Origin of the sequence: Cyclobacterium amurskyense (assembly GCF_001050135.1) — a bacterium.
Taxonomy (GTDB): Bacteria; Bacteroidota; Bacteroidia; order Cytophagales; family Cyclobacteriaceae; genus Cyclobacterium; species Cyclobacterium amurskyense.
The window spans coordinates 914,578-930,994 of sequence record NZ_CP012040.1; the positions used below are offsets into that span (position 1 = coordinate 914,578).

The window sequence follows — 16,417 nt, forward strand, 5'->3', positions numbered from 1 at the left end:
ATTATAGATTAAAACCATCCTTCAATTCCAAAAACAAATACCAACACTGATGGCACACTTTATATGCAATGGCTACTCTAAAATCTTTGGATTTAGCAGAGGTAAAAATATAGGAATATCCCTCTTCCTTACACTTTTTACCTTATTACCCCTTCTCATTCAGGCGCAAGGCAAAAAAGAACTGAATGTTTTGTTTATGATCTCAGATGATCTTACAGCTACAGCATTGTCTAGTTATGAAAATGGCGCTAGCCATACCCCAAACATAGACAAATTGGCTTCTGAAGGGACGCGGTTTACAAAAGCCTACTGCCAATATCCTGTCTGTGGTCCATCCAGGGCATCCATGATGTTTGGCTATTACCCAAATGCGACAACCACCTATGGCTACGTTAGTGGACGAGAAAAGGTAGGCCCAAACCGCCAGTCATGGGCCCAATTGTTCAAAGACAATGGTTACTATACTGCTCGGGTTGGTAAGATATTCCATATGGGCTCTGTCGATATCCTGAAAGGAAGAAATGGAAAGGATGATCCTGTATCTTGGACAGAAAGATTTAACAGCCCAGCCCCTGAGGTTTTTGCTAAAGGAGAGCATGAATTGGTTCAAAATAATCCTTTTGGTTTGCTTACCTTACCTAAGGATAGCCTTTGGAATGGAGGCAATCAAATTCACATTGTCAAGACGGAAGAATATGAGATTCAGACAGATGCCGAAACAGCCAATAAGGTATCGAAACTCCTGAGAGCGCATAAAAACGAGCCGTTTTTTATCGCGGCCGGCTTTTTCCGCCCTCATGTACCTTTTGTAGCTCCTAAATCTTCCTTTGATAGCTATCCACATGAGCAAATTGTGATGCCTCCCAAGGTTGATGGCGACTGGGATGACATTCCTGAGCAAGGGATTAATTATGTGAACAGTGTAAATGGGGAAATGACAGTCGAACAAGAGAAAAAAGCTGTGGCTGCTTATTATGCTTCTACCTCCTTTTTGGATGACCAAGTCGGCAAAGTATTGCAAACCTTAAAAGAAGAAGGACTCGAAAAAAACACTATTGTTATCTTTACCTCTGACCACGGCTACTTTTTGGGAGAACATCGGTTTTGGATGAAAGTCGGATTGATGGAAGAATCCGTCAGGGTTCCGTTGATCATCAAAGTACCTGGACAAGCCCCAGCAGTGTGTTATTCTTTTGCAGAACTAATTGACCTCTATCCAACCATTTCGGAATTAGCAGGCTTACAAGCTCCAGAAGCTATCCAAGGCAAAAGTCTGGCCCCGCTGATCGATAATCCCAAGTTAGAAGTAAGGGACTTTGCTTTTTCCGTTTCTCAGCGGAATGGTAGAATGGGCTATCTAATTCGCTCATCTGAATGGGCTTATATTCAATATGGAGAGCAGGCTGAAGGAGGCATGGAATTGTACGACATGAATTATGATAAGGGACAATACAACAACCTGGCTTTGTATCCAAAATACACAGAGGTGGTCTCAGAAATGCAGGGCCTCTTAAAGGATAAATTAGCTGAAGTGCGTGCCAATGATTTGGGTATTGAATATTAGCATATCCTCCACATCTATGCTAAAAAGGTCTTGATTCAATGCAAACCCTATCGGAAAGTGTTGAGCAAGAAAAGGCTGTGGCGGCCCATCTTTTTTTAGAACCACCATAGCCTCCCCACTCATGTCTGAATATCCGAATTTCAGCATGCAATAAATTTTCTATTGCATCTCGGATTAAATCATAAAAAAAGAATTTCTAGCTACATGTCTGCATCCCAAATGGTGGCAGCAATATGGTGAAGGTCTTCTTTGGTAGACCAATAATAGAGTGCTACCATTTTACCATCTTCACGCTTTAATAAAAGTGGGTATCCAAGATCAATGGTTTCCATATCCTCTGAGCCATATCCATCTCTCAGAATCTTCGGATTGCTCCAGGAGACACCTTCATTGTCACTGTACACTACCATCATGGTTCCAGGCTCTTTCCTATTCCCGAAAATCGCAACAAGTCTTCCATCATCAGTAATATTGAGTGCGGGAGGATTGCCATTCCCTGCCCCTGCATCTCCTACTTCTGATAGAAAGTTCCACGACTTACCGTCATCCTCGGAGACATAGGCATCAACCCAATTATTTCCTTCATACCTTCTGCGCATGGCACTGATCAACTTCCCGTTTTCTAGTATGACTGTCTGGGACATAACTGCGCGGCATTGGTCTGGATGAGGATTTAAGGCATCATCTTCTTCTAGTTTTACCTTTATTGAAAGGTCAACTTTCTTTTCATCAAAAGGAGGCACTATCCAGTTCAGGTAAGAAAAAGTTCTTCCGCCATCCATTGTACGCATGCTAAAAAGCCTGTCTGTTCCGAATTGGTCTTTTTCACGTACAGACATGAATACAAGACATTCATCTTTTCCTTTCACTAAATAATCTGTTCTTGGAGTTAACTCTGTCTGGGCAGGAAGAGTGGTATTTTTCAATTCAGGCCATTCCCGAATATCATCAGCACCAAGTCGATAAGGCCCACTCCATGACTTACCAGCATTATAGGAGTAGAAAAAGTGTCCTCTCTGATCTTCCGCACCATGATAGGAAGTCCCCACGATACGCATGGCAAATTGAGGATGAGAAAAATTTATGGGATTGTCTAAGGTTAAGAGTTCAGGTTCTTTGCCAAAGTCACCGACATAATTTTTCGGATCATAACCTTCCCAGGTTTTACCCATATCAGTACTCCGGGCCAACCAGCTTTCCTGATTTCCTCCTATGTTGTGGTTGTCTTTAATAAGTTCATAATCTCCACGAGTAAACCCTACGAGCATGTTCACTCCATCTGCAGACCATGCGCCATTATTTGCAGGCCAACCGAGGAATTTACCCTCTTCCTGATAAACCACAACATGCTCCGCATTTTGAACCTGCTGATAATTTGATGGATTTACACCATTTGTTTGGGCAATTAAGGTTTGAAAATGCAAGAGAAACAGCATTACAAATAATGCTGATCCGGTGCCCTTTAGCATTTGAAAATTTATCTTCATTGGTTGGTTATTGTTTTTAATGGATTAGTTGTCCTTTTTTACTTTCACTGGAGGATACCCCCCTAAATCTCAAGTGTTCTTTGGCTTTCCAATAACGAATTAAAAATTCCCGATTAGGAAAGCTAAAAACATTTATTAATACCTCGTTTCCACCGGATGTGACTATCCTTATTTTTTCATCCGGAGCTAAACAAACATAAGTGGTGTAAATGAAACAAACCGTTAAAATAGAAAAAACTTTTAACTCAAAATTACATCCGATTCTTTTGTTAAGGCTAATTACTATATTTATTAATTCGAGTAAGATTTCAATACTTAGTAAAGCTTATATTTGATCGCCCATATTGGGATAAACGTTAACCCTGAATTCAAAAGAGACCTTGTAATTCTTGGTAAAAACGACTTAAAACGAGCCAATGGCAGTACTAAATCCACAGCAGGTGCTCCGAGGCGACTTCAAAAGCTGCCAGTTTTTACTGGATTGTAGCACTTAACAGAAAGATTTTACCCTGTTATAGGCCCAGTAAGAAGACAATGCTTTCAATAGAAATATTTTAAAATGAGTGAAACCCTTTCCATTCAAGAAGCCCAAAAACTGGTATTGATATCACACAATCTTCCGCCTTCTCATAAAAAAGGAAAAGCCATAGACTGTACCTTATCGAGCATAGAAAATCTTGGCTATGTTCAAATCGACACCATCTCAACCGTGCAACGTGCGCATCATCATACTTTATGGAGTAGAAACCCAAGGTATCAAAATTCCCATCTTGATGAATTGGTAGCGAAGAAAAAAGTCTTTGAATATTGGTCTCACGCTGCCGCTTACCTACCAATGAAAGACTATAAATATAGCCTTTATCGAAAAAATGCCATTTTAAGGGGTGAGCAAAAACATTGGTTTTCTAAGGATATTGGTCTTATGAAATCGGTATTGAATCGCATCAAAGAAGAAGGGCCATTAATGGCCAAAGACTTTATGCACCAAGGGAAATTAAAAGAATGGGGAAGTAAACCTGCCAAGCAAGCGCTTGAAAATTTGTTTATGCAAGGTAAATTGATGATTTCTTCTCGAAAAAACTTTCATAAGGTATATGACCTAACCGAACGTGTACTACCGAATCACATAGACTGTAGGGAACCTTCACAAATGGAATACATTAGGTATTTGATTAAAAACTATCTCAAAGCTAACGGAATTGGGCAGGCTGCTGAAATCTCTTATTTGCTTAAAAACACAAAAGCCCTAGTCACCGCAGCATTGCAGGAAATGCATTCCAGTGGGGAGTTGGTACAAACAAACGTTAATGGAAATATTTACTATGCACTTCCGGATGTCTTATCCTTATTGAACAAATCCCTGAACCGAAACCAACTAAAAATCCTCTCCCCTTTTGACAATTTGCTCATTCAACGCAAGCGCATGCTAAACTTATTTGATTTTGACTATCAGATTGAATGTTATATCCCGGAATCAAAACGTAAATACGGCTACTTTTCTTTGCCCATATTGTGGAATGCAAATTTAGTGGCCCGAATGGATTGCAAGGCGGATAGAAAGACTTCCATTTTACATATCAATCATTTGGCATTGGAGGAAAGGCTGCAAGACAAAGATGGTTTTACGCATGCTTTTTGTAAAGAACTTGAAGCTTTCAAGCAATTTAACAACTGTACAGAAATTAAATTGCACAAAACGACCCCACCTGACTTTAAAGCTACTTTGCAAAACCTTTTATAGTCTGCTCTTAATGCTTTCAATAATGTGGCAGACCTCTACTGCTGAGGCTCAGCATTTTCTCAACGCATAAGAGATCTCCACGCCTTCCGATGAGGATTCTGTTATGCAATTGAGGCGAACGGATGTTTACCGAAGCCCAATAAATTTTCAACCTTTTGTCATAAAAAGCAAAATTGAATAGGCCATCTCCTTAGCTATAAAGTAATAAAACAAGACATTGTGATTAGGCTAAATTAGACATCCGAAAGCTGGGACATTCCCTATATTTAAAACAATTGCTTATTGAAAGTCTATTAAACCCGAAATATGCAATAGACATTCTATTACATAATCCGAGTTAAATCATTTAAACACCCCCTTTTAAAGAATCATTATTTACTAATTTTAACACCTATTAATCCTTCTTACAATTGCTTATGAAATCGCTTTTTATCTTTTTGGTTACCCTCCTCTCAGCAACAATGGCACAATCTCAACAACTGCCCAATTTGCAGTTTAACAATGACAAGGAATTTAAGGTTGTCCAGTTTACAGACACCCATGTCAACGTAGAAGCAGGTAAGAATATGGAGGTATTTACGACAATTAAAAAAATACTTGAAATAGAAAAGCCTGATTTGGTCGTTTTGACAGGAGATGTAGCTACCGACGGCAACCCCCAAAAGACCTATCAAGCCTTTGAAAAAGTATTTGAGGAGGCCAAAATGCCATGGATAGTAACCCTTGGAAATCATGATTCTCAAGCCGATCTCTCCAGAAAAGAGGTCTCCGACTTCCTACAGGGATTAAGTTACTGTTTGAATAACGATAAGGGAGAAACTTATGGAAACTCCAATTTTGTGTTTCCCGTCAAAAGTAAAGAAAATAAAGCCGAAGCACTTATTTACATCATGGACTCCAATGCTTATAGCACTTTAAAACCTGAAGTAGACGGATGGGGCTGGTTCGATCATTCTCAAGTCAATTGGTACAAAGAAAAGAGTCAGCAATACACCAAGGCAAACAATGACGAACCTTTACCTGCCATTGCTTTTTTCCATATTCCATTGCCGGAATATTACCAGGCATGGAGCAATAAAGAAGTGAAAGCCATAGGTAAAAGAAAAGAAGATGAATGCGGACCGGAAATCAATACCGGCATGTTTGCCGCCATGTTAGAATCTAAAGACATCATGGGAACCTTTGTCGGTCACGATCACAACAACGATTATATAGGCGTACATCACAATGTGGCCTTGGCCTATGGAAGGGTTACCAAAACAAAAACCTATAGAAAAGCGCCCGTTGAAGGTGCAAGAATCATCGTTTTAACGGAAGGAGAAAGAAAATTTGATTCCTGGATCCGTGAAGTAAACGGAAGAAAAGTATATCCCTGTACCTGGCCGGATTCATTTGTGAATTAATCCAATTAGCAATAGGCCAACCCTTTTCGGTAACCTATTAAATAAATGCTAAGACACGGAAACAATCACGAAATTGGCTAAATAAGACCAGGTATTATAAAATGCCCCTAGGCCTAATATTAGTTCTTAGCAATTAATATTAGGCATTTATGCCCCCAATTTTTGATCAATTTCAACAACAAATGTCTTGGTCAACTTATCATATAGGTTTTGGTTTTTATTGTCCCAAAGCAACCATATTATTGGAATTAAAAGAATGCTTGAAGCGTATTTTAAAAACTCACGAATGGCTCCCTCAGAAGCTTTCTTATAATCCGCTCCAGATTCAGCGCATATGACTTTTAAATTGAATATCTTATGACCTAAATTCCCTGAAAAAACCGGATACAATACGCCTCCAATCAAAAGTGAAAAAAAGGCCAGGTGTTCAACTTTTACAAATGCACCTACATTGGGGTCCATATTTTTGGTAAGCATTTTATATAGCACATTAGGCCCTATTAAAATTACGAAAAAAATGAAAAATTCTGTCAAATTGGCTAGAAGTCTGATTCCTTTCGGAGCTAATTTGTACCCGTAAACCAAATCTGATTTTATCCTATTTTCATTGTGATGTTTCTCACTATTCAGTACCTCTTCTATGTTTAACTCAAGGGCTTCACAAATTAAACTTAAAGTTTTACCCCGAGGGTCACTTTCTTTGTTTTCAATTCGCTGAATTGTTCTTAAATTCACTTTAGACATTTCAGCTAATTCCTCTTGAGTTAATCCTTTAGCTTTCCTTGTTTCACAAATTATTTCACCAATCACACCCATTTTTGTATCGTTAATTTTCTTTAAAGTTATTGAAGAAAATATATTTTGATAGCGGTTACCTTACGGCATTCTTACGACATTTCTAAAAATGCTGGTTTATCTTTTCAATTTTAATTGGCCTTAGATAAGTTTAATAGATTGCTCAATGCAATAAAAACACTTCCTAACACCATTTCATAGGTTTTTTGGCTGGTTTTAGGGCTATGGCCTGATCAATTAAAGAAACCCTTTTCTTATAGCGAAAAAGGGAAAAATAGAATTATGGTTCAGGAATATAAATATCAAAAGTAGCTCCTTTATTTAATTGGCCAGTTGCCAATATTACCCCTTCATGATTTTCTATTATTCTCTTTACAATAGCCAACCCAATACCCGTTCCGGTATAGGCTTCCTTATTGTGTAGCCGTTGAAAAACTTCAAATATTTTCTTACTGTATTGCTGGTCAAAACCAATACCATTATCGCAATACTGTATATGGTTATAATTTTGATCAACATTTAAGGCTTCAATTCCTGTTTCCTTTCCTTTTATTGATTCGCAACTAATTTTTATATGGACAGGCTGATCCTTTTTGGCAAATTTGATGGAATTACTAATTAAGTTAAGGACTACCTGTCTGAACTGAACGAGTACCACTTTGACCTTGCCAAGATTATTTAACTCAAAGGTAACATCGCTTTGTTCCAATTCTTCGGTTAACGTTTCCTTAGTGTCTTCAATAATCTCAAGAAGGTCCACAATCTCATATTTTATTTCTTGATCGTTGGTTCTGGAATAAGCAATAAGATCTTGAATTAAATTTTGCATTCGGTTAGCCGACTTATGCATCCTGGTGAAATACTTTTTACCATTTTCGGATAAAACATCGTATTCTGTTTCAATAATACGGGAAGCAAAAATCTGAATTTTTCGTAAGGGTTCTTGCAAATCATGGCTGGAGATGTATACAAACGATTGCAACTCTTTATTGATTTTCTCTAGGGCCATGTTCTTTTGTTGTAGCTCATTTGTTCCCAACTGAACCAATTTTTCCAGTTCGGTAGTAAACATTTTTTGCTCTTGAACATCTGTACTGGTACCTACCCACATTTTTATGGTCCCATCTGCATCTTTTTGTGGAATTGCTCTGCTCAGCTGCCAGCGATATTCTCCATTGTGTTTGCGAAATCGATGCTCCAACAAAAAGTCTTTCCCCGAACGAACGGCTTCCATCCATTGCTTAATATTCTCCTCCTTATCATCCGGATGAACTATCTGTTGCCAACCGTCTCTTTTAATTTGTTCTAAGGTTAAGCCCGAAAAATCAAAAACGGATTGATTGAAATAATTCAGGTTTCCCTCAGGATCTGAGGTCCAAACAAATTGCGGCATCGAGTCTGCCAATAAGCGAAACTTCTCTTCCCTTTCTAATAATTGCTGGTGAAAAGTCCTCTCTTCCGTAATATCCCTCACGGTTCCAAGCATGCGTTCAGGCTTATTGTTTTCATCGTAATAAACCTTGCCTTTTACATCCTTCCAATGCAGAGATTGGTCCTCCCATACAATCCTTATCTGATAATGCAACGAGCCCTCTACATAAGCCTTTTCAAATGCCTCCGCTCTAAGTTTTACATCATCAGGATGCACATGGGCAATAAGCTCCTCTTGGGTTAGACTCTTCTTATTCGCAAAACCTAAAATATTATAGCAACGCTCAGAGGCAACCATTTCTTGTGTCTTAAGATCTAAATCCCAAATCCCGAGCTCACTTGCCTCGATGATAAGTTTGAGCTTATCCTCATTCTCCTCAATTATATGTTTTGCCTTGACAGTAGCCGTTACCTCGGTGGCTACCACCATTATACCCGTTATTGTGTTATTTTCTTTTAAAGGATGGTAAACAAAATTAAAGAAGCTCTTCTCCGTTTTGCCATGACGGTTTAAATCCACAGGAAACTCATAACCATAAAAAGCATTACCTGTTTTATAAATACCCTCAATAATTGGGGCTATTTTTGTTCTAACTTCTGGCAAGGTTTCAAAAAGAGGCTTCCCTACAAATTGATCTTCAGTCTTGTCTATTATCTGTAAATAGCTTTCATTGGCTACCTCAATAACGTTTTCTGAACCTCGGAAGATAACTATACCCAGCGGTGCCTGTTTCACTGAATCCCGGAATCTTTTTTCACTTTCCTCTACTTTTTGAAAGGCTTCTATAACATCCTGCTCAGCTTTTTTCCTTTCAGAAATGTCACGTGCTACGGCAAATAACAAGTTTTTTTGGTCCACCTGAACCCCTCCCATATTAATCTCTACAGGATAAATGTGCCCTTGTTTATTTTTATGCATGGTTTCAAAAGGAGGAATTTTTTCCCTTTGCGCACGCTGAAAAGCTTCTCTGTATTTTTTATCATCGAAAACAGTATCTACATCTGGCACTTTCAACAAGCTCATCTCCTGCTCAGTGTAGCCCCATTTTTCAAGAGCCGAATTATTGAGATAGGTAAAACTTCCATCTTCCTCCATAAGAATAAAGGGATCAGCCGCCGTATCTGCCATAAACTTAAACAGCTTAATTTCTGACAGGGCTTCTTCTACCTTCTGCTTTGCTTCATGTAACTCTGTTACCTCAGCTGCTGTATTCATTACTGCGTCCACTTTTCCAGAAGCATCCAAAAGCGGGGTGAAGCTATAGTTGTAATAATAAGGTTTTAATTCCCCATTTTTTACTATGTCTACTTTTTGATTTTTAGCATGAAAAGGAACCCCAGTACGCAAGACCTTACGTATCTGTTCAAAAATATGCTGGTTTCCAAATTCTGGTAATATATCCGAATACCGTTTCCCTACAACATCATTTCCTTTTCCCCAGGCGTCCATTATGGATTGATTAGCTAGAGAAATCCGCATTTCTTCTCCTACAAAAACACCTATGGGAAAAGGTGCACTTTCTACTAAAGCACGAATGTTTTGTTCGCTTTCTTTTATTTTGTTGTTCAGTATGGCTTGAGAAGTAACCTCTGTAGCGATGATACCAAGTCCATTTATATTCCCTTCCAAATCCCGCTGGGGATACACATTGAAATTGTAGTATTTCATGGTCATTTTACCATGTTGCAGGATTCGTACTGGCGTTTCAATGGCTGTAAAAGGAATTCCTGTTTCAAACACTTTTTCAAAGACCTCAACGTACCCTTGTTCCACCATTTCTGGCAAAAGTTCAAAATAAGGTTTCCCTAAAACATCTTTTCCTTTTCCCCAGTATTCGATGATGATATCATTGGCTATGGTTATCACTAAATCTTTTCCAGATAAAATAGCGATAGAAGATGGGGAAGAGTTTATAAGGTTATGATAACGCTTTTCGCTTTCTTCTACGGTTTTTCTTGCTTCTACCTGAGGGGTCACATCATAACCTATTGCCATGATGCCATTGATTTCCTCATTTGTATCATACAATGCCTCGTATGAAAAATGGATGTACACAGTTTCTAATACACCATTTCTTAAAAGTTGAACAGGCCTTTCCGGCGTGGCATAACGATTGCCCGTACTGAAGACACCATCCAGTAATTCTTTTATACCCTGAGAAGCAATTTCCGGCATAGCCTCAAATAGCGGAATGTTAAGCACTTCTTCCTCTTTTCTACCCCAAAGTTCCAAGGCATATTTATTGGCAATTTCTACTGTGTAATTGGCACCCCTAAATATTGATATGGCAACGGGAGCCTGAAGAATCATAAGCCGAAGATTTCTTTCGTTTTCTTCTATTTTTTTTCTAGCCAATACCCGTTCGGTAACGTCTTCCAAAGTACCGTTTAATCTGTAAGCAAATTTCTCTTCATTAAACCTGGCTTTACCTTTGGCATGGACGATGGTTTCTTCTTTGGTCACTGCATTTACAATTGTATATTCGATATCGTAAATGCCACCAGAAGAATATTTCAAGACTTTATTAATGGCTTGGGATACACGTTCTCTATCCGTTTCCGCAATAGCAGCCATGGCTTGATTAAATGTAATCTTTTCTTCGGGAGGATAACCAAACCATTCTTTCAATCTGGCATTACCAGAAAAGGTATTGGTCAATGGATTATAGTCATAGGTTCCTAATTGAGCCGCCTCGATTACGAATTCCAAATCATTCTTATTTTCTATAAGGTCGTTTTCAGCTATTTTTTTTGAAGTGGTTTCTATTACTGTTACAAGTACTCCGCCCACTTCCCCTGTTGCTAATCTTATGGGACTGTATGAAAAATCAAAATAACAGTTTTCTAAATACCCATTTCTGTTAAGTGGCAGCATCAAATCCGAAAACCGAACAGCTTCTCCCTCCATTACACCATCGAGCATAGGTCCAATGATTGGCCAAATTTCAGAAAAGGTTTCCTTTGTACTATTACCCAATGCCTGAGGATGTTTGGTAGCTCCTAATATGGGACGATAGCCATCATTGTATATTTGAGTAAATTCTTTCCCCCATGCGATGTACATACCAAAGGGATTTTCAAGCAAGACACCTACCATCGTTTTTAATGGTTGAGGCCAAGTACTTGGGTCACCTAAAGCTGTGTTTTCCCAATCTTTTGCTCTGATGAGCTTCCCCATTTCGCCTCCACCTCGTAAAAAAATATTGTCTTCCCTTTCTGTACCCATTTAATCCATCATGGTTTAATTATAAAACTTTCTCTTGAACGCTGAGGTGAAGTTGTGATAGCTAGGAATATCATTAAACCTTTGACATGCTACTCCTACTCTATTCCCTAATACTTGAATGTTAAAACAATTTCAATGCTCCCAAGCTTAATCATTATGTCCTTTCAACTCTAAATAGAAGCTCCGCTTCACAAAGTTTACTCAAATTAACATCATTAAAATTAACAATAAAAAGTAAACTACAATCCCAAGCCCACAATTTTTCAAACAGCCTATAAATAAACACAAAAAGGAGATGACTATCCCCTTTTTGTGTTTATCATAATACCTGACTTCATTTCTACTAAAAACCGATATAATTCTTGACTATGAAATTCTAGGACCTTTTCAAGGCATTTGTTTTTTAGATTAAAAGTAATTTTTTTTGTAACACCTAATTATTTACACGAAAATTCATATAGTATTTATTTTCGCTTACTATTACCCTTTTATAATAAGCTTCATAATGCTCATTCGTCATCAGATTTACCTGGTAAAAATGTTTGCCATAATTTTTAGCATTTTTTTCAAGTTTGCTTACATATAGTTGCCCAAAATCAGTAGGGCTATAATTATTCAACTCTTCATTACTAATTCGCTTCCCGTCTATCCAAACGCCATACATTTTAGCATCCTTCCAGGACTCAATTTGCTGTTCAGTAGGTGTCGTTTTTTGCATCGGTGGAGGCAAGGTCCTAAACATTATCATTTGTTGCCCTTGCTGCTCTTTACTCATTAATAAATACAAGGATAATAATCTTTCTTCGTCATCCTTAGAGATTTTGTATTCCACAGGACGTCCTTTGTCATTTTTCGCTTTGTTCACAATTTCACTGTACTCAGCAAGTTGGGCAGGGGTCGCCCCGTCCATCGTAGCAGGAACGACAATTTGTTTGGGCTGAACAGCCTCGGTTTTATCTTGTGCAATTGTTATAGTGCTGAAAAAAAACACAGCCATACCCAAAAGGGGAACAACGGCCAATTGCTTGCAGAAAGTGTTTCGGAATGATTTGGTTTTGGTCATCATAAGTAATCGTTTTTTGGTTATAGAATGGTTAAACTGACTTGTTATAAATGAGCTGTTTTGCTTGCTTACTTTATCAAGCAGCAAAATTTGATAGGCTTTTACATCTGTATATTCCTTGATTACTGCCTCATCAGCTAAGAACTCATGGTTCAGCATTATGGCTTTCCGGTAAAGAAAAATAAATGGGTTAAACCAAAATAGGATATGGACGATTTCTATGAATAGGACATCCCAAGAATGTTTTTGTTCTACATGTGCCAGTTCATGAAAGAGAATTTCTTGTTCAATATTTCCACTCAAGTAATCATCCGCATTGAGGAATATATAGCCTAAAAAACTATGTGGCCTTTCGCTTTGGTCTAAAAGGATGAGCTTGCAGTTTCTAAATGAAAGGATATCATTTGCCCATGCTTTATTTATTATCGTTTTAAGGTTTATAGAAAACCTAAAAAACAATAAGGTTGTAATGGTCACATAAATGGTCAAGAGAATAAGCAGTAGGTAATTGTTCTCATTAGACACCACTATTTCTGGCGCATTCCCGGCCTCGGAAAAAAACATCGAATCGGTAATCACTTTTTCCACCACCGGAAGCGCTGACACCCGATTGGTAAAAGTCAGCAGGGGTACAATGAATGAAAAAATTAAACTGCCAATGAGGTAAAACCTATTGAATCGAAGCATTCTTTCTTCCTCTAAGATCAATTTATAGAAAGCCAAAAACAATGCAGAACAAACAATTATTTTAATGAAGTAAACTGTCATTTTTCCTTTCTTTTAATTTCCTGATCTACAATTTTTTTAAGGTCTTCCAATTCAGTTGTTGTAAGATCTGTGGCTTTAGTAAAAAACGAAGCAAACTGCAGTGGTGAATTGTCAAAGTAATTTTTAATCATTCCCTTCACATGCTTTGAAAAGTAATCCACCTTCTTCACCAAAGGATAATATTGCCGGGAATTCCCAAACACCTTGTAGGCAACAAATTTTTTGTCTTGCAACCTTTTTAACAAGGTGGAAATTGTTGTAGTAGCAGGTTTTGGTTCAGGATAAGATTCAATAATGTCTTTCATGAAAACTTTGCCTTGCTTCCAGATAAACTCCATTAGTTGCTCTTCTTTTTTCGACAATTGCATTGCTCTATATTTATATATATTGATCTACATTTATATTTCTTACTCTACAAATGTAGAGTATTTACATTAACAAACAAACTTTCAAACGAATTACTTAATAGGAGACCCATTATTTTTGTGGAAACCCCCATCTAACTTGGGATTAGCAGGTTATAAAAAACACACATGAACCGGTCCATTAGGGCATGGCACTTCATCATGATGAAATGGAAAACTCTTTAGAATAAACTTATCAAATTCTTTAAACCAGGATTATGTAATAGGATTTCTCCGTCCTGACAATAGTCAGGGGTGAAGCCTGTCCCGTGTTTACGGGAAGTGTTACAATCTCCAAACAAGCAACGAAGTGGCTGATTTTGAAGCGATTTCAGCACGTAATAGATTGTCTATTGCATATTTCGGGTTAAAGCCTTAAGCAAGGAAAAAATGAATAAGGCCCTTTATTTTTTAGCTAATCCAGAAGGGGCATGACTATACAGCTTTGGGTCTAGCCCTTGGTTCTGTAAAGTCACATAATGAATTTACTTGGAAATACGATCTATGAAAGACATCCCACCGGTGATGGAAAATTAAAAAATGTCAATCTATGGCCTGGTATCAGGACAAGAATTAAATGAGGAATAATTCGAAAAAAATTTGATCGAAGGTTATCCTACAAAGTCAAAAGAGTTTAGCCCATGGACCACCATCTTCTAGCAATCCGTGTTTCCACCTTTCTCCCATAGATCAATTGTCTTTTTGATAAATGCTTCCAGTCCGGTTTTAGAAAGGTCGATTGACTTTCTTATTCTAATACATCCCTTTCCTTTATCAAAAGCCCTTAGCAGGTCTTGTGCATTTTCTACTTTGTCAATATTTCCTACATATAGACTAACATAGGCACTTTGTGCATTTAGATGAAAAATATTTTTCTCTCCGTTGCCAAAAGACAGCATTTTGTATTCAATGCCTTCTTGAAGAGAAGGTCCCTTATTTTTAATCAATTTTCGAATTTCTTCAAGCTTGACCTTTCGCCAATCATTTTCCAATTCCTTTAAGTATTCACTTGGTGTTTTTGCTTCATACTGCATAATCTATTCTTATTGTTTTTTCAGGTATAAAACCGCATCCCCAGAAAACGGAGGGGAGAACGTTTGAAAACTATCCCCTTTAATCAATGTATTCCCCTTAATGGTTTTGTTTAAAACGGGAATAAACCATTCTATTGCATATTCTCCTGCTGCATTTATCAAGTTCAGTGTACCCGATTCACCCTCAGAAAAATAGACCACATAAGCTTCTCCAGGATTGGCCAAACAATAGCTTGTAGAACTAAGTCCATTATGAGGCACCATTTTAACCAGGTCCAACCGATCAGCCAATTGCCGAATGTATCCCATGTTTTTGCGCAATGGCTCCCAATCAGGGTAATCTTTAGCAGCCTTTAAAATGCCTCCTGCCAGGAACATTCCAGACATTTATCTTTATCCAAGTCCCCCGCTAGCTCCACCCAAGAATCCATAAAGATCGGGTTGTGCCCACGAATAAATGCCTTCCATGCCCAAGCATAGGTGCCACCAATTCCCCAAAGATGATCCGTATCTAGAATGACTATCTTTTCCCCATTATTAACAGGTGGGTCGTATTGATAATTTTCAAGAAATTTGCTCCCCTTGTACATCCATGCCAAAGGTTCAGGTGTTGGTGAAACCCAGTCGGCTTCGCTATCCCAAAGGTCTTGGTTAACCATTTTTGGTTTCACGGTAACCGAATGAGACATTCCTACCGGATGTTGTTTAGGCATTTTTGCTTCCGCTTTCTTTATGTAATCAATCATATGATATTGCCAGTCTTTCGTACCGCCTTCATTCAAAATCTCATAAATCACATTGTCAGAATCATTCAGTGTCTCCAATACTTTTTTAACAAAAGCTTCTTGATGCCACAACACATCACCATTATTCAAGGAATGCAAAGTGCCTTTCTCAGCATCGTCGATATCATTATTGACCACCTGCTTGCCAACACCATTGACATTGTTTTTGGGATTGAAAGGATTGTATGGCCAGGGATCTGCATTGGGAGTGTCGGTCTTGTTGAGGCTCCAACCTTGAAACAACATTACAGATACGTAGATACCTCTCTCTCCTGCATCTGTCACCCTTTTATGGAGGCGATCAAAAAACGCCTCATTCCATTTGGTAAGGTCATAACTTTCTTTCCCATTTTTAAGTACCGTCTGATAGGGTAAGGGAGAAAACTCAATAGGATCTTGCGTCCAAGAGGCATTTTGGGTCTGTTCCCATATCCATAATCTTATAAAATTATGGTGATTGTCCTCCAGCAGATCAAGATATCCCTCCCAATCAAAAAGAGCGTCGCCAGGCAATCTAATCTCCTGAAAATTAGCCCAAGTATGCGATCCCGTTAAGTAGATGGCCTTCCCTGAATTGTCCGTGAAATAGCGGCCATTTTCAGGATGAACAAATAAAGGGCCGTCAAAAGTTTGCCCAAATGAATGGGTACAAACTATAGCGACTAAAACTATGGTAAAAATTTTTCTAATCATGAATGAGCATTTACCTTATGGAA

The 16,417-nt window shown here is 38.2% G+C and carries 11 protein-coding genes; 3 read left to right on the forward strand and 8 right to left on the reverse strand.

Translation table 11 applies throughout. The features are described 5' to 3' along the window. The first annotated feature begins 49 nt into the window (after positions 1-49). On the forward strand, positions 50-1,564 hold the full coding sequence (locus tag CA2015_RS03620) for a sulfatase (protein WP_084011624.1): 1,515 nt from the start codon (positions 50-52) through the stop codon (positions 1,562-1,564). Positions 1,565-1,764: 200 nt separating this feature from the next. Here the strand turns inward: CA2015_RS03620 and CA2015_RS03625 are convergent, their stop codons facing one another. Continuing rightward, positions 1,765-3,051, reverse strand: coding sequence for a sialidase family protein (locus CA2015_RS03625; protein WP_048640663.1), 1,287 nt, complete (start codon positions 3,049-3,051; stop codon positions 1,765-1,767). 559 nt (positions 3,052-3,610) lie between these two features. Here CA2015_RS03625 and CA2015_RS03630 point away from each other — a divergent pair. Further along, positions 3,611-4,792: a winged helix-turn-helix domain-containing protein gene (locus CA2015_RS03630; protein WP_048640664.1), complete on the forward strand. Its 1,182-nt coding sequence runs from the start codon at positions 3,611-3,613 to the stop codon at positions 4,790-4,792. 416 nt (positions 4,793-5,208) lie between these two features. Continuing rightward, on the forward strand, positions 5,209-6,195 hold the full coding sequence (locus tag CA2015_RS03635; protein WP_048640665.1) for a metallophosphoesterase family protein: 987 nt from the start codon (positions 5,209-5,211) through the stop codon (positions 6,193-6,195). Between the two features lie 147 nt (positions 6,196-6,342). Here the strand turns inward: CA2015_RS03635 and CA2015_RS03640 are convergent, their stop codons facing one another. From CA2015_RS03640 to CA2015_RS03675, 7 genes are all read right to left on the reverse strand, one after another. Continuing rightward, complete coding sequence (locus CA2015_RS03640) at positions 6,343-7,011, reverse strand: helix-turn-helix transcriptional regulator (protein ID WP_205749800.1); 669 nt, start codon at positions 7,009-7,011, stop codon at positions 6,343-6,345. A gap of 259 nt (positions 7,012-7,270) precedes the next feature. Next, complete coding sequence (locus CA2015_RS03650; protein WP_048640666.1) at positions 7,271-11,647, reverse strand: PAS domain S-box protein; 4,377 nt, start codon at positions 11,645-11,647, stop codon at positions 7,271-7,273. A gap of 433 nt (positions 11,648-12,080) precedes the next feature. Next, positions 12,081-13,478 (reverse strand): M56 family metallopeptidase, encoded by a 1,398-nt coding sequence (locus tag CA2015_RS03655; protein WP_048640667.1) that lies wholly within the window; start codon positions 13,476-13,478, stop codon positions 12,081-12,083. Then, positions 13,475-13,846, reverse strand: a complete 372-nt coding sequence (locus CA2015_RS03660) for a BlaI/MecI/CopY family transcriptional regulator (RefSeq protein WP_048640668.1) — start codon at positions 13,844-13,846, stop codon at positions 13,475-13,477. The genes CA2015_RS03655 and CA2015_RS03660 overlap by 4 nt, the downstream gene beginning before the upstream one ends. Before the next feature lie 692 nt (positions 13,847-14,538). Then, positions 14,539-14,916 carry an iron chaperone gene (locus CA2015_RS03665; protein WP_048640669.1) on the reverse strand — a complete coding sequence of 126 codons (378 nt, stop codon included), beginning with the start codon at positions 14,914-14,916 and terminating at the stop codon, positions 14,539-14,541. Between the two features lie 9 nt (positions 14,917-14,925). Next, a complete protein-coding gene (locus CA2015_RS03670) occupies positions 14,926-15,303 on the reverse strand; it encodes a putative collagen-binding domain-containing protein (RefSeq protein WP_084011626.1) in 378 nt (125 codons plus the stop codon). Next, positions 15,270-16,394: an apiosidase-like domain-containing protein gene (locus CA2015_RS03675; protein WP_048640671.1), complete on the reverse strand. Its 1,125-nt coding sequence runs from the start codon at positions 16,392-16,394 to the stop codon at positions 15,270-15,272. The genes CA2015_RS03670 and CA2015_RS03675 overlap by 34 nt, the downstream gene beginning before the upstream one ends. Positions 16,395-16,417 lie beyond the last annotated feature (23 nt).

Coding starts and splice junctions, on each gene's coding strand:
- CA2015_RS03655 (WP_048640667.1), bottom strand. CDS start 13,478: ATGACAGTTTACTTCATTAAAATAATTGTTTGTTCTGCATTGTTTTTG.
- CA2015_RS03665 (WP_048640669.1), bottom strand. CDS start 14,916: ATGCAGTATGAAGCAAAAACACCAAGTGAATACTTAAAGGAATTGGAA.
- CA2015_RS03620 (WP_084011624.1), top strand. CDS start 50: ATGGCACACTTTATATGCAATGGCTACTCTAAAATCTTTGGATTTAGC.
- CA2015_RS03670 (WP_084011626.1), bottom strand. CDS start 15,303: ATGTCTGGAATGTTCCTGGCAGGAGGCATTTTAAAGGCTGCTAAAGAT.
- CA2015_RS03630 (WP_048640664.1), top strand. CDS start 3,611: ATGAGTGAAACCCTTTCCATTCAAGAAGCCCAAAAACTGGTATTGATA.
- CA2015_RS03650 (WP_048640666.1), bottom strand. CDS start 11,647: ATGGGTACAGAAAGGGAAGACAATATTTTTTTACGAGGTGGAGGCGAA.
- CA2015_RS03660 (WP_048640668.1), bottom strand. CDS start 13,846: ATGCAATTGTCGAAAAAAGAAGAGCAACTAATGGAGTTTATCTGGAAG.
- CA2015_RS03675 (WP_048640671.1), bottom strand. CDS start 16,394: ATGATTAGAAAAATTTTTACCATAGTTTTAGTCGCTATAGTTTGTACC.
- CA2015_RS03640 (WP_205749800.1), bottom strand. CDS start 7,011: ATGGGTGTGATTGGTGAAATAATTTGTGAAACAAGGAAAGCTAAAGGA.
- CA2015_RS03635 (WP_048640665.1), top strand. CDS start 5,209: ATGAAATCGCTTTTTATCTTTTTGGTTACCCTCCTCTCAGCAACAATG.
- CA2015_RS03625 (WP_048640663.1), bottom strand. CDS start 3,051: ATGAAGATAAATTTTCAAATGCTAAAGGGCACCGGATCAGCATTATTT.